18 protein-coding genes are annotated in these 23,030 nt (G+C 65.3%); 9 read left to right on the top strand and 9 right to left on the bottom strand.

The features are described 5' to 3' along the window. Nucleotides 1–6 precede the first annotated feature (6 nt). Nucleotides 7–741, top strand: coding sequence for a 16S rRNA (uracil(1498)-N(3))-methyltransferase (locus ASD68_RS00305; protein ID WP_056602421.1), 735 nt, complete (start codon nucleotides 7–9; stop codon nucleotides 739–741). A gap of 4 nt (nucleotides 742–745) precedes the next feature. Here the strand turns inward: ASD68_RS00305 and ASD68_RS00300 are convergent, their stop codons facing one another. The 7 genes from ASD68_RS00300 to ASD68_RS00270 form a co-directional block, all read right to left on the bottom strand. Continuing rightward, a complete protein-coding gene (locus ASD68_RS00300; protein WP_056077400.1) occupies nucleotides 746–1,312 on the bottom strand; it encodes a chemotaxis protein CheW in 567 nt (188 codons plus the stop codon). Continuing rightward, nucleotides 1,309–2,994, bottom strand: a complete 1,686-nt coding sequence (locus ASD68_RS00295; RefSeq protein WP_056602420.1) for a chemotaxis protein CheB — start codon at nucleotides 2,992–2,994, stop codon at nucleotides 1,309–1,311. The genes ASD68_RS00300 and ASD68_RS00295 overlap by 4 nt, the downstream gene beginning before the upstream one ends. After that, nucleotides 2,987–9,064: an Hpt domain-containing protein gene (locus ASD68_RS00290; protein WP_056602417.1), complete on the bottom strand. Its 6,078-nt coding sequence runs from the start codon at nucleotides 9,062–9,064 to the stop codon at nucleotides 2,987–2,989. Before ASD68_RS00290 ends, ASD68_RS00295 begins: the two co-directional genes overlap by 8 nt. A 72-nt stretch (nucleotides 9,065–9,136) precedes the next feature. Further along, nucleotides 9,137–11,167 carry a methyl-accepting chemotaxis protein gene (locus tag ASD68_RS00285; protein WP_056602416.1) on the bottom strand — a complete coding sequence of 677 codons (2,031 nt, stop codon included), beginning with the start codon at nucleotides 11,165–11,167 and terminating at the stop codon, nucleotides 9,137–9,139. 117 nt (nucleotides 11,168–11,284) lie between these two features. Beyond that, nucleotides 11,285–11,824 carry a chemotaxis protein CheW gene (locus ASD68_RS00280; RefSeq protein WP_056077388.1) on the bottom strand — a complete coding sequence of 180 codons (540 nt, stop codon included), beginning with the start codon at nucleotides 11,822–11,824 and terminating at the stop codon, nucleotides 11,285–11,287. After that, nucleotides 11,821–12,192, bottom strand: coding sequence for a response regulator (locus ASD68_RS00275; RefSeq protein ID WP_007079997.1), 372 nt, complete (start codon nucleotides 12,190–12,192; stop codon nucleotides 11,821–11,823). Before ASD68_RS00275 ends, ASD68_RS00280 begins: the two co-directional genes overlap by 4 nt. A gap of 22 nt (nucleotides 12,193–12,214) precedes the next feature. Beyond that, entirely contained in the window at nucleotides 12,215–12,628 is a 414-nt protein-coding gene (locus ASD68_RS00270; protein WP_040669960.1) for a response regulator, read from the bottom strand. A 365-nt stretch (nucleotides 12,629–12,993) separates the two neighbouring features. Between ASD68_RS00270 and gshB the strand changes: the two genes are divergently transcribed. From gshB to ASD68_RS00230, 8 genes are all read left to right on the top strand, one after another. Beyond that, on the top strand, nucleotides 12,994–13,971 hold the full coding sequence (gshB, locus tag ASD68_RS00265; RefSeq protein WP_056602414.1) for a glutathione synthase: 978 nt from the start codon (nucleotides 12,994–12,996) through the stop codon (nucleotides 13,969–13,971). Between the two features lie 44 nt (nucleotides 13,972–14,015). After that, complete coding sequence (locus ASD68_RS00260) at nucleotides 14,016–14,831, top strand: energy transducer TonB (RefSeq protein ID WP_056080686.1); 816 nt, start codon at nucleotides 14,016–14,018, stop codon at nucleotides 14,829–14,831. 63 nt (nucleotides 14,832–14,894) lie between these two features. Continuing rightward, complete coding sequence (locus ASD68_RS00255) at nucleotides 14,895–15,464, top strand: YqgE/AlgH family protein (RefSeq protein WP_056077382.1); 570 nt, start codon at nucleotides 14,895–14,897, stop codon at nucleotides 15,462–15,464. Next, nucleotides 15,461–15,907, top strand: a complete 447-nt coding sequence (ruvX, locus tag ASD68_RS00250) for a Holliday junction resolvase RuvX (RefSeq protein ID WP_056077378.1) — start codon at nucleotides 15,461–15,463, stop codon at nucleotides 15,905–15,907. The genes ASD68_RS00255 and ruvX overlap by 4 nt, the downstream gene beginning before the upstream one ends. Before the next feature lie 26 nt (nucleotides 15,908–15,933). Further along, nucleotides 15,934–16,860 carry an aspartate carbamoyltransferase catalytic subunit gene (locus tag ASD68_RS00245; RefSeq protein ID WP_056602412.1) on the top strand — a complete coding sequence of 309 codons (927 nt, stop codon included), beginning with the start codon at nucleotides 15,934–15,936 and terminating at the stop codon, nucleotides 16,858–16,860. A gap of 114 nt (nucleotides 16,861–16,974) precedes the next feature. Continuing rightward, nucleotides 16,975–18,762 carry a hypothetical protein gene (locus ASD68_RS00240; protein ID WP_056602410.1) on the top strand — a complete coding sequence of 596 codons (1,788 nt, stop codon included), beginning with the start codon at nucleotides 16,975–16,977 and terminating at the stop codon, nucleotides 18,760–18,762. A gap of 104 nt (nucleotides 18,763–18,866) precedes the next feature. After that, nucleotides 18,867–19,622 (top strand): Bax inhibitor-1/YccA family protein, encoded by a 756-nt coding sequence (locus tag ASD68_RS00235; protein WP_056077366.1) that lies wholly within the window; start codon nucleotides 18,867–18,869, stop codon nucleotides 19,620–19,622. 182 nt (nucleotides 19,623–19,804) lie between these two features. After that, nucleotides 19,805–20,179 carry a BON domain-containing protein gene (locus ASD68_RS00230; RefSeq protein WP_056077362.1) on the top strand — a complete coding sequence of 125 codons (375 nt, stop codon included), beginning with the start codon at nucleotides 19,805–19,807 and terminating at the stop codon, nucleotides 20,177–20,179. A 96-nt stretch (nucleotides 20,180–20,275) separates the two neighbouring features. Here the strand turns inward: ASD68_RS00230 and ASD68_RS00225 are convergent, their stop codons facing one another. Beyond that, nucleotides 20,276–21,448, bottom strand: coding sequence for a PilT/PilU family type 4a pilus ATPase (locus tag ASD68_RS00225; RefSeq protein ID WP_056602408.1), 1,173 nt, complete (start codon nucleotides 21,446–21,448; stop codon nucleotides 20,276–20,278). Nucleotides 21,449–21,602: 154 nt separating this feature from the next. Next, entirely contained in the window at nucleotides 21,603–22,640 is a 1,038-nt protein-coding gene (locus ASD68_RS00220; RefSeq protein ID WP_056077357.1) for a type IV pilus twitching motility protein PilT, read from the bottom strand. Nucleotides 22,641–23,030: the final 390 nt, after the last annotated feature.

The raw sequence follows: 23,030 nt of genomic DNA, 5'->3' as shown, positions 1-23,030 counted from the left end.
GCTCCCATGCGCACCATTCGTATCCACGTTGATGTACCGCTGATGGCCGGCGCCGAGCTGGCCTTGCCGGCGCAGGCCGGTGAACACGTCGCGCGCGTACTGCGTCTGGTTGCCGGCGATCCGTTGACTTTGTTCAACGGCGACGGCAACGACTACCCATCCACCATCGAGCGCACCGGAAAGCGCGGGGTCGTGGTGCGCGTGGCCGCCGGCCAACCGGCGGGGACGGAATCACCGCTGCGGCTGACACTGGCGCAGGCGGTGGCGCGTGGCGAGAAGATGGACCTGATCATGCAGAAAGCCACGGAACTGGGCGTGGCGCGGATCGTGCCGCTGCTGACGGAGCGTTCGGAGGTGAAACTCGATGCCGCCCGTGCGGAAAAGCGCCTGGCCCATTGGCGTTCGGTGGTTGCCAGCGCCTGTGAACAGAGCGGACGGGCGCGACTGCCGGAGGTCCTCGGCGCACAACCGCTGCAGGCCTGGCTGGATCAGCTGACCGACGACGGCGCGCTGCGCCTGGCGCTGTTACCCGAAGGCACGCAAAACGCGCGCGATCTCCGTTTCGGGCCGGCTGGTGGCTCGCTGGTGATCGGTCCCGAAGGCGGCCTTGGTGAGCGCGATATACAGGCCCTCACGGCGCACGGTTTTGCCGGCCTGCGCCTCGGCCCGCGCATCCTGCGCACGGAAACGGCGGGAATGGCGGCACTTGCGGCGTTGCAGGCACTGCACGGCGACGCCTGACGCCTCAATCGTCGGAATCAGCCCATGACGACGGCGCGGACGCGGAGTCCATGCGTTCGAAGTCGACGTGGTCTTCGGTCGTCTCGTCCGACCCCACGGCATCAACCTGCTGCAGCAAGGCCAGCAGTTCCGCCTCGATGCCTTCCATGTCCGGGATCACCGCGACATCGTCACGCACCAGCACCCGGGCACGGATACCCGGCGGCAATTGGGTGCCGTCGTGGGTCGGGATGATCAGCTCGGCGTTGAGCGTGGTAAGGCGCGGGAAACCCTGCGTGACCAGCGCCATGAACGGCATCTGCGCATTGCCACCCAGAGTCTTCAGCACGGCAACGCGGGAACTGAGTTCGGCGTCGCCCTCTTCCGCGCCACAAAGCCGGGTGAACGACACCAGCGGTACCCGCCAGCCACGCCAGGCAATGCGCCCGAGCAACCACGCCGGCGCACCGGCTACCGACTCCGCCTCGGGCAGGGTGATGACCTCGGCCACGGTGGCGTTGGGCAACAACAAGCGCATATGGCCAACCGGCACCAGGATGCAGCGGATTTCGCGCGGCAGCGGATCACTCATGGATACACCTCGATCAGGTGCGCCGCCAACTCATGCGGGGCACCGGAAAAACTGACCAGTCGCTCGGCAAAAATGCTGCCGACCATATCGGAATACTGCACGTCGGACGCGGCTTCGACCCAGACCTCGCCACCCAGATCGTGTACGGCCTGGGCGCCGGCAACCGCGTCGGTGGAGCTTCCGGCGAACACGATCGACACCACGTCGCGCCCGAAAATAGTGGCGACCGTGCTGAAATTGGCATCGATCGAGGACTCGTTGCCGGCATCGGGCTCGTTGGCCTGCACGGTTATCGCGCCGTCGCGGCGCAACGACACCTGGGACGCCGCCGGCACCACCAACAACTCGCCGGGCACGGCATGGTCACCGTCGGTTGCCAGCCGGACGGGCAATGGCCCACCGCCGACCGACAGCACTTCCATCAGCCCCGATATCGATTGCGCACCCAGGTGCTGGGTGAGCAGAAACGTCGATCGCGTGGGTGCCGGCAACGCCGAAAGGAATTCGCACACCGAATCCAGCCCGTCGGCCGCCGCCCCCAGCAACACGACCCGATGCAGACGGCGAGTGTTGTCGTCCAGGTGCATCTCGCTGTCCTGCGAGTAGGGCTGCGGCGCCACCGCCTCTTCCATCGTCAGCAACTGCAGGCTCATCACCGGCTCGGTGGCCGGTGCCGCGTGCTCGACCTCGGGTGAAAGGAATTCGGCTGCAGTCTGTTTCACCACGCCAAAATCCGTGGCGGATACCGTGGCGGGCGCCGGCGCGGGTGCGACGGGAGCGTCATCATCCAGCAGGGCCCAGCTGTCGGGCGCACTCACCACGGTGGGTGCCGGGGCTTTTTCGGAGACAGGTGCAGCGTCACCAGCCAGGGACAGGTCCGTCGGCAGGTGATCGAAATCGAAACTCGTGGCCGCTGCGGCAACCGGTTCGGTACCGACGCTGTCCTCGGCGGCGGGTTCATTCACGGCGTCGGAGGCCTCGGCCGCTTCGCCAGCCACATCACCGAACTCACCATCGTGCAATGCCGGTGCGTTTTCGAAATAACGCAGGCCTGAGCCGAATTCGTCCTCGCCCGTCGACAAGGCATCGGAGGCCAGCATGGCCTCGAGCTCGGCTTCGAGGCTGTTGGAATCGGCGCTCTCGGGCCCATCGATGCCCTGATCGATCGATGCGGGCTCGTCGAAAGCCAGGTCACCGTCGGTCTCCGTCGCGCTGGATACGGCCGTCGTGACGGCGTCTTCAGCGGCAGGAACCGTGTCGACCGTGAGCTCGGCGCTTTCGGCCACCGACGGGGTCGCAGCGGGCACGACCAGGCTGGCGGCGGTGAGCGGCCGTGGCGGGTCGACATCGGCGGAGGCCATGACCTTGGCCGCCAGATGGCGCGCCCAGCGGGCGCGATCCCACCCTTCAAGCGCGCGGCTGGCCTGGCCGTCATTGAAAACCACGCGCGGCGTATCGCCGTCGATCACGTCATAGAGGCGATCAAGCGCGTCGTCGTTCTCGTCGTCGAGATTCACCACCACGACCTCGGCCCCGCTTTCCATCAGCAGGTCGCGGTTGAGGCTGGCCATGCTGCCTTCGTGCACGATCCGCGCGCCATGCTCCTGCAGTGCCAGGCGCAACTGGCCGCCCAGTTCGCCATCGCCGAAAAGCAATGCGATCCCCGGGCCGGATTCAGTCATGGGCCGGCTCCGACGCATGCAGCTCCAGCACCTCGCCGATCTGCGTCAGCAGGTCGGCCTCCTGGTACGGCTTGCCGAGATAACGCTCTACACCGATGTCGAGTGCCCGCTGGCGGTGTTTGTCGCCGCTGCGCGAGGTGATCATGATGATCGGCACGCCGCTGAGGCGCGGATCGGCCTTCATCAGGGTCGCCAGCTCGTAGCCGTCCATGCGTGGCATCTCGATATCCAGCAGCATCAGATCAGGGACGCGCTCGTGCAGTTTCTCGACCGCATCGACACCGTCCTTGGCGGTGCTGACCTCGTACTCATGACGTTCGAGCACGCGGCTGGTGACCTTGCGCATGGTGATGGAATCGTCCACCACCATGACCAGCGGCCGCACCCGGACTTCCTCGATGACCGGCGCCTGCAGGGCACTGAGCCCCTCTGCCAGACGCTGCTCGCGACGGGTGATGCCGTGGCGGACCAGCGGCGCCAGATCCAGAATGATCAGCACCGAGCCATCGCCCATGATGGTGGCGCCGAGCAGCCCGGGCACAGAACTGATCTGCGGGCCCACTGACTTGACCACGATTTCGTGGGAGCCCAGCACCGCGTCGATCCGGATGGCCGCACGCAAGTCACCGGCACGGGTAAGCAGCAGGGGCTGCTGCTCGCCCTCGGGCGGCAACCCGGGCGGCAGCCCGAGCAGTTCGGCCAGATCGTGGATGGCGTAGGACTCATTGCCATGGGAGAACGTGGGCTCGCCCTGCTCCAGCAGCGCCGTCATCTCATCGGCGTCAATCCGTGCGACACCCTGGACCGACGTCATCGGGATGGCGAACGTGGCCTCGCCGATGCGTACCAGGATCGCCTGCGTCACCGCCAGGGTGAACGGCAGGCGCAGTACGAACGTGGTGCCCTTGCCCGCGGTCGATTCGATCGACAACGAGCCGCCCAGTTGCTTGATCTCGTTGGCCACCACGTCCATGCCGACGCCGCGGCCGGCCAGCTGGGTGATCTTGCCGGCGGTGGAGAAGCCGGCCTGGGTGATCAGACCCAGCAGTTGATCGTCGCTGGGGTTGGCGTCGGCACGAAGCAGCCCGCGCTCGATGCCACGGGCGCGGATCGCCTCGCGATCGAGGCCGCGGCCATCGTCGCTGACGCGCACCACCACCTCGGTCGCCTCGCGTGCCACCCGGATATGCACCGCGCCTTCGGCCGGCTTGCCGACCTTGCGTCGTTCGTCCGGCGTTTCGATGCCGTGCGCGATGGCATTGCGAAGCATGTGCTCGAACGGCGCCTTGATGCGGTCGAGCAGGTTGCGATCCATTTCGCCGTGCGCCCCGTCCACATAGAGCTGCGCGTGCTTGCCTTCTTCCTGGGCGGCCTGGCGCAGGGTGCGGCGCAGGTTGGGAACCATGGTGTCGAACGGCAGCATGCGGGTACGCAGCAGACCATCCTGCAGGTCGGTGCTGACACGCGACTGCTGGATCAGCAGGGTTTCGGCCTGGCGTGTCAGTTCGTCCAGCGTGCTCTGGATGGAGACCAAGTCGGACACCGACTCGGCCAGCGCGCGGGAATACTGCTGCAGCTGGGAATAACGATCGAGCTCGAGCGGATCGAACACGGTGGTGAGGCCCGCCTCGCGATGCTCGCGCTGGAAGCGCGCGATGATCTGCGCCTCGGTCTCGATTTCCAGCATGCGCAACTGGCTGCGCAAGCGGGCCACGGTCTGTTCCAGCTCGACCAGGTTGAAGCGGTAGCCGGCAACCTGCTGCTCCAGCCGCGAACGGTAGATGGCCACTTCGCCGGCATGATTGACGAGGTTGTCCAGCAGGTCGGCGCGAACGCGGATCTGTTCCTGCGTCGAGCGGACTTCTTCTTCCACCTCGGGCAACAGCCCCGGCAGATCGCCGTCTGGTGTCCGCTCACCGGACGCCGCCACCGGCGACGCCGGCGCCGCCGCCTCGGGCATCGCAATGGCTGCCAGCACGTCGTCGTTGGTGAAACCTTCCTCACCGGCGAGCGCCAGCAGCCGGTCGATCGCCGCCTGCGGGTATTCGATCGTCTGGCGATGCGCCACCTGCTGCACCATCGCGTTGAGCTGGTCGAAGCTGGATTCCAGCGCGCCGATCAACGAGGCGGTGCCAGACGCGTCGACCGGCTTCTCCAGCAGTGTCTCGATCGCGTGGGCCAGATCGCCGATCGACCCCAGGCCCGAGATGCGCGCGCCGCCCTTGAGCGTATGCAGGTCGCGCTGAAGCTCGCCGACGTAGCCAAGTTCAGTCGGCTCGGCGCGCCACTGCGCCAGCACGTCATCGGCGTGATCCAGGATTTCATGTGCCTCATCGAGGAACACTTCGAGCAAGTCGTCATCGAGGGCATTGGCGGCGGACGTCTCATCGGCGCCGCCTTCCACGGTTGTGGATACCGCACCGGCATCGACGGCGTGGGTCGTCTGCCGCGCCAATGCAGCAGCCTCCGACGCCTCGCGCTCGGCGAGTTCGCGTGCCTCACGCGCACGGCGTCCAGCCGCTTCGCGCTCGGCGGCTTCACGTTCAGCCGATGCACGCGCTTCGGCCTCGCGCTGCTCTGCGGCTTCACGCTCGGCGGCTTCGCGTGCAGCAGCCTCACGCTCGACGGCCTCCAGCTCCGCGGCAAGCTCCTCGGCCAGCCCGGCGTCGTCCAGGTCGTCTTGCGCGTCGATGGCGGCGTTCTCGTCGTCCATCCGTACGGCATCGTCGACGGGAGCGTCTTCGATATCGCTGTCGCGGGTTTCCCCTGGTTCGAACGCATCCAGCGCCGCCATCAACTCGCTGGCAAACGTCTCGTGGTGCGCATCGTCGGCATCGTCGGCATCGGCGGCAGGCTCGGCGCCGTCAACAAAGGCGGCAGCCGGCGATGCCTCCGACAATGTCTCGTCCAATGTCTCGTCGGCAGGTGTCTCGTCGGCGATGGCCGGTGCTTCGTCGTCGTCGACCGGCATCGCGTCCAGTTCGTACGACGGCGTCCAGGCGTCCAGATCATGCTCCGCACCCAATGCCGCGGCATCTTCCAGGTCGTCGGGACGGGACTCGTACACCACGTGGGCAACCTGCGACTCGGAGTACAAGTCGCGCATGGCCACGATCTGGTCGACCAGCGCATCCACGACGGGCAACTGCGGATCGGCCGCGTCGAATTGCTCCATCACGGTATCGACTACGTCCGCCGCCTCGCCCAGAAGGCGGATGCCTTCGCTGGACAACGGCACATCGGCGGCGCGCAGGCGCTTGAGCAAACCCTCCAGCGGCGACAACACCTGCATCAGCAGGGCGATGTCGACCATGGCAATGGCCCCGTGCAAGGTATGCACGGCGCGCAGCAGTTCTTCCCCCACCCGCAGTTCGGTGCCCGCGCGCTGGATGGCGCCACGTATCGTCTGCAGATACTGGGCCACTTCGCTGCGCAGGATCTCCAGCAGAACCGGGTCCACCGGCGGCATCACCGGCAACGGCAACGCTTCAACCGGTTCGACGTCATCGTCCGGCGCGCCTGCCAACGTGTGGGCATCGGTGATGCCGGCCTGCGGAATCGCTGCCGCATCCGCGTCCATGCGCGGCACGCGGCGGCGTACGACCCGGCGAACCGTTTCGGTAACAACCGACGGATGGCCCTCGACCCGCGCGCCCTCCTCGCCAGCGGCCAGTCGTTCGGCCACATCCATGATGGCGCCGAGCGGTGCCTTCAGCGCGCCTTCGCCCTTGAGCGCGGCCAGCAACTGCGGCAGCGCATCGATGGCCCGGCGCACCATCGCCTGCACGCCTTCATGCGGTTCGATGCTGTTGTCGAGCACGCGGTTGAGCGTGCTTTCGACCTTCCATGCGAACTCGCCGAGCACGCTGGCGCCAACCAGCCGGCCCGAACCTTTCAATGTGTGGAACGAGCGGCGGATGGCCGTCAGTGAGGACAACTGCGATGGATCGTCCAGCCAGACCTTTTCTGCCTCGGTGAGGTTGTCGATTTCCTCCTGCATCTCCTCCAGGAAGATTTCGCGGATATCGTCATCGATGCCTTCGGCGTTGGCATTGAAGCCGGCGGTGGCCGCCAGCGGATCGGTGACCGGAACCTGCTCGACGATCTCCTCTTCGATTTCGACCCAGTCCTCGTCGGAAGCGCTTTCGGCCGACTCGGGTTTCAGGGATTCGGTTTCAGCCAGGCGCAGGCCATCGATATCCTGCGCGGAGCGCGGCGAGGATTTGTCTTCGCCGATGATCAGCTCATCGATGCTGTCGCCCGGATGCACGCTCACCGATTCGGAGAGTTCGACATGTTCGTCGTTCGTCGGCAATGCATCGGCGGCCACCGGCGGCGGGGTCTCGGGCAATTCGCGGGCAGCCGGCGGCGGCCAGTAACCCAGCAGACCCAGACTGTGCTCGGCGACATCAAGGATATGTTCCAGGCCACCGCGATGTTCGCGGGCAGCCTCGAGGTAATACTCCAGCGCGGCCAGCGCATCGGCCAGATGATCCATCTGCGCGCCATCGGGCACGCGTCGATCGAGCAGCAGCTCATTGCCGATGAAGCGGCTGATGCCTTCGGCCAGCTCGGCGGGGCGTGCCGTGGACAGCATGCGCAATGCACCGGCCACTTCATCCATCAACGCCGGGCTGCCGGCAAGATGCTCGTGCTGCCAACCGGATTCGCTGAACGCCACGATCGCGTCTTTCACCTTGCCGGTGTTGCTGATCGCTTCCTGCATCAACGCCACGACGATGCCCATGGCCTCGCTGCGGGGAACGCCGACCACACCTTCGTCGCCTTCCGTCACACCCTCGGCGCCAAGGCTTTCGATGTGGTCGTCCAGCGATGCCTCGACATACAGCAGCGCGCCGGCAACATCGAGCAACGCGGCCTCGTCGGCACTGCGCATGTGATTGGCGATCTCGTCGAGAACCTGTCGCTGCTCGACAACCATCCGCCGCGGCACCGCGAGAGCCAGCATGCCTAGGGTGTCGCCGACACGCTCCAGCACTTCGCCCTGTGCGGCCAATTGGGCCGGGTCACCATCCACCTGGCGCAGGAACAGATCCAGCGCTTCCTTCACCCGCAACAAATCGTCTTTCAGCGCGCGCGACACGGAGTCGAGCAAGGCGCGGTTATGGCCGGCCATCGATCCGCGCGCGTGCTCCAGTTCGCTGGCGTCAGGCACCTGGCGATCGAGCGCGTACGTGGATTGCAGCAGCTCCATCTGCGGGCTGCGCTGCGGCGATTGCGCCACCAGATAGAGCAGCTGGCACGCCAGTTCGTCGGCGTCACCACCACGCAAACTGTCCTCGCCGTGTTCGACCAGCTCGCGGATATTGCGATCGACCTTGCCGATCAGCTGGCGGATTTCGGTCGTACGGTTCTTGAACAAGCCTTGCCCAAGGCCTTCCAGTACTCCCGCCGCGATCCACCACAACCGGCGACCGTGCACGTGATAGCAGCGCGCGGCAATTTCCAGCAGCGTGGTGCGCATGCCGGCCAATTGGCGCGTCGGATCCTCGCCACGGAACCAGCCCAGCAGCTGTCGCTGGAAGCGAAGCCGCAGCGCGGTCAATTCACCACGACGCGCCTCGGCATGCGACTCGCTCATGGCGGCGGGCGCCTGCTCCGGCAGGAAGGCGTCGAGATTGGGATGGAACAGGGCCGACTCGGACAGCGGCGGTTTCCCGATGGCCGCGCGCAGGTCGTTGAGCAGCGGCAGCAACACCACCGGCACGTCACGATGTCCGCCGGACAGGCGCTCGAGATAGTCCGGCAACTGCATCAGGCCACGCATCAATACGGCGTAGGCGTCTTCGCGATTGGCGACCTGGTCGTCAAGCAGCGCGCGGGAAACCTCTTCCATCTCGGCCGCCGCCATGGCGGCGCCATGCAGCTCCACCATTTGCAAGGTGCCACGCACCTGATGCAACTGGTCCACGCACGAACGCATGACGCTGCGATCGGCGGGATTTTCGACATGGGTCGCCAACGCGTCACGGGCGCTGGACAGTGCTTCGTCCAGCTGGGGCTTGACCCACTGCAGCGTGGTGAAATCGATGTGGTCTTGAAGTCTCATGCGCCTCTCTCAGCGGTTGCGCAGCGATGCATTACGCCACCAGCGAGAATGCCCCCCTTCAAAGTGCTCATGTCAATCCGGCAACTTGAAATGCGCCACCGAGCGGCGAAGATCGCTCGCCAACTGCGCCAACGTACCGATGGAATCCGCTGTCTGGCTGGCGCCTTGCGATGTCTGCGAGGTGATTTCCTGGATCGCATTCATCGATACCGAAATATCGGTGGCCGCCGCCGACTGCTCCCTTGCCGCCGTGGAAATGCTCTGAATCAGTGCGGACAGATCGTGCGAAACGCGCTCGATGTCACCCAGCGCGCTGCCTGCGTCCTCCGCCAGTCGCGCACCGGCGACCACCTCGGCGGTGGTCTGCTCCATCGAGTTCACCGCTTCGTTGGTATCGGACTGAATCGTCTGCACCAGCGTCTCGATACGCTTGGTGGCGCTGGTGGAGCGTTCGGCCAGTCGCTGCACTTCGTCCGCCACCACCGCGAAACCGCGACCGGCCTCACCGGCTGAGGCGGCCTGGATGGCTGCGTTCAATGCCAGGATGTTGGTCTGTTCGGCAATGTCGTTGATCAGTTCCACGATCGAGCCGATCTCCTGCGAGGATTCGCCCAGCCGCTTGATGCGCTTGGAGGTCTCCTGGATCTGGTCGCGGATGGAGTCCATGCCGGAGATCGTTTCGCGTACCACCTCGGCACCGTGCGAGGCGATTTTCACCGAGCGCTCGGCCACGTCGGCCGACTCGGCCGAATCGCGCGACACGTTGTCCATCGAACTCACGATCTGGTTGATCGCGGAGGTCGCGGTGCTGATCTGCTGTGCCTGCTGCTCGGCCGCGTTCGCCAGCTGGCGGGCGGTGGTCTGCGTTTCCTGCGCCGAGGACGACACCTGCTCGGAGGTCTCGTTGATCGTGGTCACCAGGGATCGCAGCTCGTCGATGGCGTAGTTCACCGAGTCGGCGATGGCACCGGTGATGTCCTCGGACACGGTGGTCTTGACGGTGAGGTCACCCTCGGCGAGCGATCCCATCTCATCCAGCAGGCGCATGATCGCCTCCTGGTTGCGCTGGTTCAGCTCGGTACTCTCGGCGAAGCGGCGGCGCTGGTCGCGCACCAGGCTGACCACCAGCAACAGCGCGAAGGCCACCGCGCCAATCGCTGCCAGCAGGCCCCACCACACGTTCGGGAACAGCCTGCGCAACGGCAATTTGCCGATCTGCTCGGAGAGGTCGTTGGCGCGCAACAGCACGGTCTGCGAATCCAGCGATGCCTGGTTGCCGGCGTGCTTCACGTCCGCGATGTTGCTGGCGGCAGCGACCAGCCGTGACAGCGGATCGGCCAGCTTTTCCCAGCTGGGATCCATGTCGGAAAGGATCTTGCGCGCATTGGCGTCGCTGACCGGTTTTACGCCGCTGCCGCTGTTGCCCTCGAGCAACCCCTTCAACACGGTGCCGTAGAGCTGGGCGTCACGGGCGAGCCCGTCGGCCGCGGATTGGGCGGTGGAACCGCCCTGCAACACTTCCTGCACACGGCGGATGATGCGGTCAGCAGAGAGCATCTGGCGCGAAGTGCCCAGCATCTGCTCAGAGCTGCCGTTGCGCTGCTGCAGGATGTTGACCACCTGCTCCATGCTGGAGTTGAGCAGCGGTATCTCGCGCGACAGCGTGGCGGCGCGCTGGGCCGAATCGAGCACCACGGACTTGTTGGACAGGATCTTGCCGATATCGGCGTCGAGCTGGCTCCAGGAATGGCTCAACGCGGTTACCGCGCGACCGGACGGCGTGGTGTCGTTGTTGCCGTAGGCACGCATGCCACCGGCGGTATCGCCTTTGCTCAACCGTTGCACCGCCGAATCGATGGCGTTGCGCGTGCTTTCCAGTTCCTTGAACGAATCGACGTTGCCGTCGGCGGACTCAAGCGCGAATTTCGCAGTCTGCTGCGACAGCACCTGGATCTGCGTGGTCAGCGCGATCGCTTGCCGATCCTCGCCGTTGCGCTGGTTGAGCAGGAAAAAGTCCACCGCCGCAAAACCGATCGCCGCCAGCAGCATGACGATAAGGAGGGTGTAACCCCGTTCCCTGCTAACGCCCCCTGTAGTGCTCATGTTCACCTCACCCGTCTGCGCTTCTGGCAGCGCCGCTCGTGGCGGCGCTCAGCGGAGCAGTTGCCCCTGATTCCGGTCCCAACCGATCCCGGTCCTTCTTGTATTCGATGTGACGCGTCAGGCCGCGGCCTGTCGAAAATCCGGTGCGCGCACCAGCCGGTTCATGCTGAAAACCGCCAGCTGCTGCTCCCCCACGCGACCATCGACGAAACGAACAAGGCGCGGATCGTCCTCGTTCATCGCCTGAGTCCGTTGTTCCTGGTCGACCGTACGCTGGCCAAACACCTCGTCCACCAGCAGCGCCACGTTGCCGCCGTTCTGGCGCACGATCAGCAGGCGCGTACGGTCGGTATGCAGCGTGCGTTCGCCGAACAGGAAGCGGGCGAAGTCAATGACGGGTACCAGGTTGCCGCGCACGTTGGCGACGCCGAGCAGCCATGGCTGCGTGCCCGGCACCGGCGTAAGCAGTGGCACCGCCAGCAGTTCGCTGATCTCGTCGATGCCACTGACCAGCAGACGCGAGCCCACCCGGAAGCCGATGCCGCGCCAAAGCCCCGGCGCCTCCAGCGTGTCGGGCGAAGCCGAGGCGTGCGCCAGCGACTTCCGCTCGAAATGGGCAAGTATCTCGAAAGGCGTGAGGTTGACCGCCTGGTTCATGCCGCCCCCGGCAGCAACCCGCTGATGCTGGCCAGCAGCTCTTTTTCATTCACCGGCTTGGTGATGAAGGCCCGCGCACCCTGGCGCAGCCCCCACACGCGATCGGTTTCCATCGACTTGGTGGTGATCATCACGATCGGGACGCCGGCCGTGGCCGGGTCGCGGGTGAGGATGCGGGTGGCCTGGAAGCCGTTCATGCCGGGCATGATCACGTCCATGATGACCAGGTCGGGCAGCTCGGCCCTTACGCGTTCAATGCCGTCTTCGGCGGTGCTGACCGCGATGACGGTATAACCGGCGCGCTCGAGCAACGTGGTGAAGACACGCACGTCGGTCGGCGAATCGTCGATGATGAGAATAGTTGCCACAGAACCCCCTGGATCTCTGCAGTCAGCCGGCGGTATGCGCTGAGCCGACGTGGCTATGGATGGCACCCAGCAGTTCGTCGCGCGTGAACGGCTTGGTCAAATACTGTTCCGCGCCCACGATGCGGCCGCGAGCCTTGTCGAACAGACCATCCTTCGAGCTCAGCATGATGACCGGGGTGCTGCGGAATTGCGGATTGTTCTTGATCAATGCACAGGTCTGATAACCATCCAGCCGCGGCATCATGATGTCGACGAAGATGATCGCGGGTTTCTGATCGGAGATCTTGGCCAATGCCTCGAATCCGTCCACCGCGGTCAACACTTCGCAACCTTCCTTCTTGAGCAAGGTTTCCGCGGTGCGGCGGATGGTCTTGGAGTCATCGATCACCATGACCTTCAGTCCAGCGAGGCCGTTAACGCTCACGTTCAAATTCACTCAAGCTCCCCCTGTGGCGCACCGAGCTCAGCATGGACCTTGATGGCAAGCAACTACTATGCCGCTGGGGTACATGCACAAATTCAGCAAAGATAAGGCCGCTCGAAAACAGGCTTTCGGGCAATGCCTCTCGCGCATTGCTGTTTACCGCCTGCTCGCCGAGACTGTCAAGCAATGATGACAGAGCGCTCCGCTCGGCGATGTCGAGTGTGACGCAAATCGGCAGCATGTGGCGGTGAGCGGCAGGCAACGCGCACGGCAGGGCCGGAATCGCTTGTGGCGATGGCGTGGTCTCGGCGACCATTCACGGATGACATGGCGACCGCGGGCCATTCGGTCCGCCATACCCGCCACGGAGAAATACGATGACGCTTTCGGTCGCGGTGCTGATGGATCCCATCAGCACCATCAAGGTCGCCAAGGACACCAGCTTCGCGATGCTGCTCGAGGCGCAGCGTCGCGGGCACTCGCTGCTCTACTTCGAGCAGGCCAGCCTGGCCCTGCGCGACGGCGTGCCGTGGGCGCGACTGGCTGCCTTGCAGGTACGCGACGATCCGCGCGACTGGTGCACGCTGGGCGAGCCGCAATGGCGCGACCTGCGCGACATCGATGTCGTACTGATGCGCAAGGACCCGCCGGTGGATGCTCAGTTCATCAACGACACCCTGGTGCTCGAAGTTGCCCAGCGCGCCGGCGTCACCGTAGTGAACAAGCCGCAGGCGCTGCGCGACTGCAACGAGAAACTGTTCGCGATGGATTTCCCCCAGTGCATCGTGCCGACCCTGGTGGCGCGCGACGCCGACGAACTACGCCGCTTTGCCGCCGAACACGGCGAGGTGGTGTTGAAGCCGCTCGACGGCATGGGAGGCCGGGGCATCTTTCGGGTCAAGGCGGGCGACAGCAACCTCAACTCGATGCTGGAAACCCTGCTCGGCGGCGATGCCCACGGTGCCGGCCGACAGCTCACCATCGCGCAGAAATACATTCCGGAAATCACTGCCGGCGACAAACGCATCCTGGTGGTCGACGGCGAACCCGTGCCGTATGCGCTGGCGCGCATACCGCAAGGCAACGAGTTCCGCGGCAATCTCGCCGCCGGCGGGCGTGGCGAAGGTGTGCCGCTGTCCGAGCGCGATCGCTGGATCGTGGCGCAGGTGGCGCCCGAGCTTCGCCGGCGCGGGCTACTGTTCGTCGGCCTGGACGTGATCGGCGACTACCTCACCGAAATCAACGTGACCTCGCCCACCTGCGTGCGGGAGCTTGATCACCAGTTCGGCCTCAATATCGCCGGCCAGTTGTTCGATGTCATCGAGCAGCGCGTTGCCGGAACGCGCGCCGCGTGAATGCCGTCACCGTCAACGAGACGCCGAACGCGATCGGCGCCACCATGCTGTTTTCGCTGTTGCTGCACGGCGTGCTGTTGCTGGGCATCACGTTCCACTTCACCAAACCCACGCCCGCGCTGCCGACGCTGGATGTGACGCTGGTCAACGTGGCCAACCAGCGGGCGCCGGACCAGGCGGACTTCCTGGCCCAGGCCAACAACAGCGGCGGCGGCGTGAGCGATCGGGCCGCACGGCCGTCGCAGCGGCACTCCGGCGCACTATCCAAGCCCGACCCCGGCACGGCGGCCAAGGCGACGGAGGCGACCACACCCGCTCCGCGCGACGCCACGCCCACGCACATGGTCACCACCACCGGCACCAGCGCGTTCGCGGTGACCAGCGATTCGGCGCAAACCAAGGTGGCGCCGCAACCGCAGACACAGACCGCCGCTGACCTGCAACGCCAGCAGACGATGGCGCAGCTGGCCGCCGAGCTGCGCGAGCAGACCGAGGCGCTGGCGAAGCGGCCGAAGAAGAAATTCATCTCCGCCAGCACCCGCGAGTACGTCTACGCCAGCTACATGCGCGGATGGTCCGACCGGGTGCAGCGCGTGGGCAACCTCAACTACCCGGAGCAGGCGCGCGAGCGCAAGCTGTACGGCGACCTGGTGCTCACCGTGGGCCTGCGCCGCGACGGCAGCATCAAGACGATCGAGGTGATCAAGAGTTCGGGGCATCCGCTGCTGGATGCCTCGGCCGAACGCATCGTGCGGCTGGCGGCGCCTTTCCCGGCCCTGCCCAGGGACGCCGCCGTGGACGAGCTGTACATCACGCGCACCTGGCAGTTCCTGCCGGGCGACGTGCTGCGCAATCACTAGAACCGGCATGGCGGTCACTTCCCGTTCGCACGTTATTCGGCGCGCCGGGCTTACAATGAGCACATGAGCACGCCTGCCGCCGACATTCTCACCGGCCATTTCCTGATCGCCATGCCGAACCTGGCCGATCCGCCGTTTTCGCGCGGCGTGGCCCTGCTGTGCCAGCACGACGAGAACGGCGCGGTCGGCCTGCTGGTGAACCGCCTGTCCGAGTACCGGTTGGGCGACGTGCTGGCGCAAATGAAGCTCGACTGCGTCGATATCGAAATGGCCGATTCACCGGTATTGATCGGAGGCCCCGTGCAACAGGAGCGCGGTTTCGTGCTGCATCGCGAAACCGGCAACTGGGAGTCGAGCTACCGCGTCAGCACCGAGTGGTCGATCACCACCTCGCGCGACATCCTGGTGGCGATCGCCGCCGGCGAAGGTCCGCGGCAGGCGGTGATGGCGCTGGGCTATGCCGGCTGGGAAGCCGGGCAGTTGGAGCAGGAGCTGCTGGACAACGCCTGGCTCACCGCCGAAGCCAGCAGCCACATCCTGTTCGAGACGCCACTGGAAGACCGCTGGACCGCGGCCGCCGCTCTGGTTGGCGTGGACCCGCGTCAGCTTTCCATGTACGCAGGCCACGCATGAGTTGCGCGCTGGGTTTCGACGTCGGCAGCCGCATCATCGGCGTCGCCGTCGGCAACACGATCACCAGCAGCGCCCGCGCCGTGGCCACCGCGCAAGTGCGCGACGGCAACATCGAATGGCATGTCATCGACACGCTGCAAAAGACCTGGCTGCCGGACACCTTCGTGGTCGGCCTGCCCTTGACGCTCGATGGCGCCGAACAACCGGCCAGCCGCGGTGCGCGCCGGTTCGCCACGCAATTGCATGAGCGCTACGGCGTGCCCGTGGTCCTTGTCGACGAGCGACACAGTTCGCAGGAAGCGGCGCGCCGCTTCGCGCATGCCCGCTCCGTCGGCCTGAAACGTCGCCGGCACGCCGACGACATCGACGCCGAGGCCGCCGCCGTCATTCTGGAGCACTGGCTCCTCGAACCGCCGGTTCCGGCCACCGCCGAACCGCGCTGATCCCGCCCACCTGTCGACCCGATTCCATGAGCCCTCGCCTGCGCCACCTCACCACCCTGGAACACCTTCCCCGCATCAGCATCGAGCGCCTGCTCGATCGGGCTGAAGCCCTGCGCGACGCCTGCGCACACGGCACCCGAAAGCTGGACGTGCTGGCCGGACGCACCGTGCTCAACCTGTTCTTCGAACCCTCCACCCGCACCCGCACGTCGTTCGAACTGGCCGCCCGCCGGCTGGGAGCGGACGTCATCAATTTCGACCTGAGCTTTTCGTCCACCAGCAAGGGCGAGGAGTTGTACGACACGCTACATACGCTGGAAGCCATGCACCTGGATGCGATCATCGTGCGGCACAAGGAAGCCGGCACGCCCGACGCGCTGGTGCGTCATGCGATGAGCGGTGTCTCGGTGGTCAACGCCGGCGACGGCAACCGCGCCCACCCCACCCAGGGCCTGCTCGATGTACTCACGATCCGCCAGCACCGGCCGGATTTCGAGAACCTGGTAGTGGTGATCTGCGGCGACATCAAGCACTCGCGCGTCGCGCGCTCGGACATCCACGCGCTGACCGTGCTGGGGGTGAAGGAAATCCGCCTGTGCGGCCCCGCCGGCCTGATGCCGGCGGCAGACGAATTCCCCCACTGCCGCTATTACAACGACTTCGACGCCGCGATCGAGGGCGCCGATGTGTCGATCATGCTGCGCCTGCAGAAAGAGCGCATGGCCAGCGTGGATTTGCCCGATGAGGCCGCGTATTTCAACCACTACGGGTTGGACACACGCCGTCTGGCGCGTGCCGCCAGGGGCTGCCTGGTGATGCATCCCGGGCCACTCAACCGGGGCATCGAGATCGCGTCGGAAGTGGCCGATGGGGCGCAGTCGCGCATCCTCGAACAAGTGGGCAACGGCGTGTTCGTGCGCATGGCCGTGTTGTGCGAAGTGCTGGCCCGCTGAGAAAGCATCCGGCGGTACGTGATGGCGCGCGCCGCCGCTTCGGTGTTGCGATGCGGCACGGGTGGAAACGGGCATAATAGCCGCGCTTTCCACCTATCCATCAGGGGTTTCATCATGCGATCGACGATGCGCTTCATCGCGCTGGGTTTGGCCGGCTTCATGCTGGTGGCCTGCTCGCACAAGGACAAGAACGCACCGCTGGCTTTCGTACCTGCCGACACGCCGTATGCGGTGGCCAACCTGGCAACGCTGGACGATGACACCCGCACCGCCCTGCTGACCCAGGCCGACGCGCAGCTGCCGGCCCAACTGGCCCAGCTCAATGCCATGGCTGACGACATGGCCGCCAAGGATCCGGATACCGCGCGCCTGCTGCGCGCGTTCGGCACCGAGCTGAAAGGCCAGACCATCGAAACCTTTGCCGCACACGCCGGCATCGACGTGAAGGGCCGGGCCGCGTTTTACGGCCTGGGCCTGGCACCGGTGCTGCGGTTCGACCTCAGCGACCCGGCGATGTTCGAGGGGTTCGTCACCCGGCTCGAAACCGCCTACGGCAAGAAACTCGATACCGCGCAGGAAGACAAGCAGGCTTATCGTCGCCACGTTTCCACCGCGTCGGGCACCGAGGTGATCCTGGCCATCGTCGGCAAGCAGGCCGTCATCGCCCTGCTGCCCGACACGGCGACACCGAGCTTGCTGCGTCAGGCGCTGGGCATGGATCGGCCGAAAAAGAGCCTGCAGGATGATGGCCGCCTGAAGACCTTGGCCAAGGCCAAGGGCTACAAGGACTGGCTGGTCGGCCAGCTGGATCTGACCCGCGCCCTGCCGCTGCTGGCCAGTGGCAACGACCCGTTGTTCGGCGCCATCGAGAAGGCCCGGGCCCAGGCCGAGTCGGCCAAGACCGGTGAACCGGTGGCCAACCAGTTGCAGACGCCGCCCAGCTGCGCCATCGACGCGGCGCGCATCGCCGCCCGCGTGCCTGCGATGAGCTTTGGCTACACGCGGCTCGACCCGAAACACCAGGATGCCCGCTTCGACATCGCGTTGGCGTCCGACATCAGCGAGGCCTTTGCCAAGCTCAAGGTGGATCTGCCAGGTCTGGGCACGGCCGGCACCGCGCCGTTCGACCTCAGCATCGCGCTGCCGGTCATGTCCTTGCGCACATTCTGGTCGGCACAGGCCGATGCGGTGGCCGCCAAGCCGTTCACCTGCCCCAAGCTGACCGATCTCAACGACGAGTTCGCCAAGCTCGGCGCCGCCATGCAGCAGGCAGCCATTCCGCCGTTCGGCGACATGCTCGGTTTGCGGGTGGCGCTGGACACCATGGTGGCCGCGAAAAACACCTCGCTGCCGACCTTCAGCGGACGCTTTGTGCTGGCCACCTCCAACCCCGCCGGCCTGCTCGCCACCGGCCAGATGATGGTGCCGTCGCTGGCGCGGCTGAAACTTGCCGCGGACGGCAAGCCGGTACCGCTGCCGCAGGATCTGGCGAACATGGTGGGTCAGCCGGCATGGCTGGCCATGAATCCGCATGCACTGGCCATCAGCATCGGTGCCGGCGAAGACGCCAAGCTCGCCGAAACCCTGAACACGCCGGTGGGCGACGCCGGGCGCATGCTGCGCATGCACCTGAACGGCGCGATGTACCTGAGCTGGCTGCAACTGATGGAGGACAAGGCCGACAGCCTGGCCGCCGCAACTGCGACCATCAGTCGCGGCGACGACTCCTCGCTGGGTGCCGACAACGATGACGCGGCAACCGAGGCCGCCGCCAACGCGGCTCGTTCCAAAGCCCAGTTCGCCGTCATGAAGGCCCAGGCCGAGCGCGTCGACAGTATCGACGCGGAAATGCACGTCGACGACGATGGCATGGTGATCACCAGCCAGACCGTCCTGAAATAGCCGCTTTCCGCCGCCCGGCGCCGCCTTTGGCGCCAGTGCGGCCGGACCGGTCGACTTCCGCGCCGCAGGCTCTAAGATGAGCACTACTTCTTCAGGAGCTCATCATGCAAAGCGGCAATCCGGCCATCAACAAGAACACCTTCCTGGACGCGGCCAGCGGCGCTCTGGTTGCCCATGACGACAGCACCATGACGATCAACGGCACGGTCAACAAGACCGGGCTGCTGCTGATCCTGGTGCTGGTCGGGGCGATGTACAGCTGGAGCCGTTTCAGCGGCCCGGAGAGTGCGCCCGCGCTCTATCCGCTGATTCTCGGCGGCGCGATCGGCGGCCTGATCCTGGCCCTGGTCACCACCTTCAAGAAAACCTGGGCGCCGTTCACCGCACCGCTGTACGCGTTGGTGGAAGGCGTCTTCATCGGCGCGCTGTCGGCCATTTTCGAAGTGCGTTTTCCCGGCATCGTGATGCAGGCCGTCGGCCTCACCTTCGGCACCATGGCGGCGCTGCTGCTGGCGTACCGCAGCGGGCTGATCCGCGCCACCGAGAAATTCAAGCTGGGCGTGGTCGCGGCCACCGGCGGCGTGCTTCTTCTCTATCTCGCCAATTTCGTGATGGGCTTCTTCGGCCACTCGATGGATTTCATCAGCGGCAACAGCACCCTGGGCATCGGCTTCAGTATCGTGGTGGTGATCATCGCCGCACTGAACCTGGTGCTTGATTTCGACCTGATCGAAACCGGCGCCCGGTCGGGCGCGCCGAAGTACATGGAGTGGTACGGCGCGTTCGCGCTGGTGGTGACGCTGGTCTGGCTGTATCTGGAATTGCTGCGCCTGCTGTCGAAACTGCAGTCGCGCAATTGATCCCGTAACGGCAGGAAAACATGCACGTAACTCTCTCTTCGCGTCGGTGATCGCGGGCTGAACCGGAGCTTTTCGTCCCCACGCGAGGTTCACGGCGCGGCTGTTGCCATGTGCTCACGGACGCCGGGATGTTGGCGACCGGCTGTCATATCGACAGATCCCCCCACCGCAGGAGAGAGCCCATGCGTAACCAGTCCATGATTCGTCGCACCGTGTTGGCCGCTGGCCTGACCGCCGCATTTGCGCTGATTCCGCTCAGCCAGGTCGCGGCACAGGATGCCAGCGCCAACGACTCAATGCAGCACAGCAACCAGACCGTGCCGGACAAGGCGGCCGATGCCTGGATCACCACCAAGGTCAAATCCGAGTTCGGCACCAGCAAGACCGTGAAGGCGACCGACATATCGGTCACCACCGTTGATGGCACGGTCTCCCTCAGCGGCACCGTCGGTTCGGCGCAGGAAAAGCTGGATGCGGTTCGCGTGGCCAAGTCCGTCAAGGGCGTCAAGAGCGTGGATGCCAGCGGCATAACGGTGAATGCGTCGGCTGGCCAGTAAAACAACAGCTGTCGTCAGCTGTGGTGCCGCGGTGATGCGGCAAAAAAAAAAGGGAGCCCTCGCGGCTCCCTTTTTTTGGCAAACAGTCTGCGAAGTTCAGCGATTCAGCAGGTTGCTGCCCGAGCCGAGGTTGTTCGGGTCGCGGTCCTCCTCCAGCGCCACGCCATCGAGCCCCTGCGCGAGGGTGTGCGCATCGCCACCTTGCGCCAGCTTGATGCGCAAACGCACCTCGTTGGCACTGTCGGCATAGCGCAATGCGTCCTCGTAGGAAATCTCGCCGGCTTGATAAAGCTCGATCAGGCTCTGGTCGAAGGTCTTCATGCCGAGCAAGGTGGATTCCTTCATCACCTCCTTCAGCTTGTGGATGTCGCCCTGGCGGATGTAGTCCTGCACCAGCGGCGTACCCAGCAGTATCTCCACCGCCACCCGCCGCGACTTGCCGTCGGGCGTGGGAATCAGCATCTGCGCCACGATGCCTTTCAGGTTGAGCGAAAGATCCATCAGCAACTGCTGGCGGCGGTCTTCCGAGAAAAAATGCAGGATGCGATCCATCGCCTGGTTGGCGTTGTTGGCGTGCAGGGTGCACAGCACCAGATGGCCGGTTTCGGCAAACGCGATCGCGTGATCCATGCCTTCGCGCGTGCGGATTTCGCCGATCATGATCACGTCCGGCGCCTGGCGCAGCGTGTTCTTCAGCGCGTTGTCCCAGCTGTCGGTATCGATGCCGACTTCGCGCTGGGTGATGATGCAGCCCTCGTGCTTGTGCACGTATTCGATCGGGTCCTCGATGGTGATGATATGGCCGGTCGAGTTGGCGTTGCGGTAGCCGATCATCGAGGCCAGCGAGGTCGATTTGCCCGAGCCGGTGGCGCCCACGAAAACGATGATGCCGCGCTTGGTCATCGCCAGCTGCTTGATCACCGGTGGCAGGTTCAATTCCTCCGGCGTGGGGATCTTCGACTCGATCCGACGCAACACCATGCCCACGCAATTGCGCTGGTAGAAACACGAGACACGGAAGCGGCCCACGCCCTGCGCGGAAATCGCGAACTGGCATTCGTGGGTTTTCTCGAACTCCTCGCGCTGCCCCGGCGTCATCACGTTCAACACCATGTCGCGCGCCTGCTGCACCGACAGCGGGCTCTGCGTGATCGGCACGATGCGCCCCTGCACCTTCATCGACGGCGCCACACCGGCGGTGATGAAAAGGTCCGATGCCTTCTTGTGCACCATCAGTTTCAGGAACGAGGTGAAATCGAAATCGCTCATGGCTGTACCCCGGGAATCGGGAATCGGGAGTGGGGAATCGGAAAACCGGCATCCGCCGCAAATCGGTATCCGGGGGCAGGAACGTTCAAGCCACAAGTGCGTGAAGCACGGTGCTTTTCAACGATTCCCGATTCCCGATGCCCGATTCCCGGCCTCACTTGAAACTGTCCTTGTTCTTCGCATACCCCTGCGCCTGCTGGCGTGACACCACGCCGCGCTTGACCAGGTCGAGCAGGCACTGGTCGAGGGTCTGCATGCCGAACTGCTGACCGGTCTGGATCGACGAATACATCTGCGCCACCTTGTCCTCGCGGATCAGGTTGCGGATGGCCGGGATGCCCACCATGATCTCGTGCGCCGCGATGCGGCCGCCACCCACCTTCTTCAGCAGCGACTGCGAGATCACCGCGCGCAGACTCTCGGACAGCATCGAGCGCACCATGGGTTTTTCGCCCGCGGGGAACACGTCGATGATGCGGTCGATGGTCTTGGCGGCCGAGCTGGTATGCACCGTGGCGAATACCAAGTGACCGGTTTCCGCCGCGGTCAGCGCCAGCCGGATGGTTTCCAGGTCGCGCAACTCGCCGACCAGGATGTAGTCGGGATCCTCGCGCAGCGCCGAGCGCAGCGCCTCGTTGAAACCGTGCGTGTCGCGATGCACCTCGCGCTGGTTGACCAGGCACTTCTGCGAGGTATGCACGAACTCGATCGGGTCCTCGACCGTCAGCATGTGGCCGTATTCGGTCTTGTTGATGTGGTCGACCATCGCCGCCAGCGTGGTGGACTTGCCCGAGCCGGTCGGCCCGGTCACCAGGATCAGGCCTTGGGGCTGCTCGATCAGCTCCTTGAAGATGCGCGGGCAGCCCAGGTCCTCCAGCGTCAGCACTTCGGACGGAATGGTGCGGAACACGGCGCCGGCGCCGCGGTTCTGGGTGAACGCGTTGACGCGGAAACGCGCCAGGCCGGGAATCTCGAACGAGAAGTCGGTCTCGTAGAACTCCTCGTAATCGCGCCGCTGCTTGTCCGACATGATGTCGTAGATCAGCGAGTGCACTTCCTTGTGTTCCAGTGCCGGGATGTTGATGCGGCGGACGTCGCCGTCGACGCGAATCATCGGCGGCAGGCCCGCGGAAAGGTGCAAATCCGAAGCCTTGTTTTTCACCGAGAACGCAAGCAGTTCGGCAATGTCCATCTATCGTTCCCCTCAAAACCGATCGTCTGGATGCATGGATTGGTGCCGCATGAAGCGGGGGCGAAGTTCACCGGGGCGACCCTCGCCAGCGCAGACGCCGGCGCGATCCGACAACCGGGTACCCCTTCCCCTTGCGACCGCTTCGATACTACTCGCGCAAGCCGCTGCGCGGCCACTGTTTCCCGGGCGGACATTGCAAACTTTCGACGCAGTTTGCACGTCGCGCCAGGGTAGCCGTCCGACGACGCCGGCATGCCGGCCGTTTTCCCCGCCATGGCCGGCTCGGTTAGGCTAGGCAGCCCGGCGTGCAAAACCGGGCAGCCGCCACTTCAAGCGTTTCGGTATAGATGCACAGATCTCACTTTCGGCGCGACGCACCGCCGGGAGCGG

Source organism: Rhodanobacter sp. Root627 (genome assembly GCF_001427835.1).
GTDB lineage: Bacteria > Pseudomonadota > Gammaproteobacteria > Xanthomonadales > Rhodanobacteraceae > Rhodanobacter > Rhodanobacter ginsenosidimutans.
The sequence above is the reverse complement of the archived record's forward strand: the minus strand, read 5'-3'. Positions and strand labels throughout refer to the sequence as shown.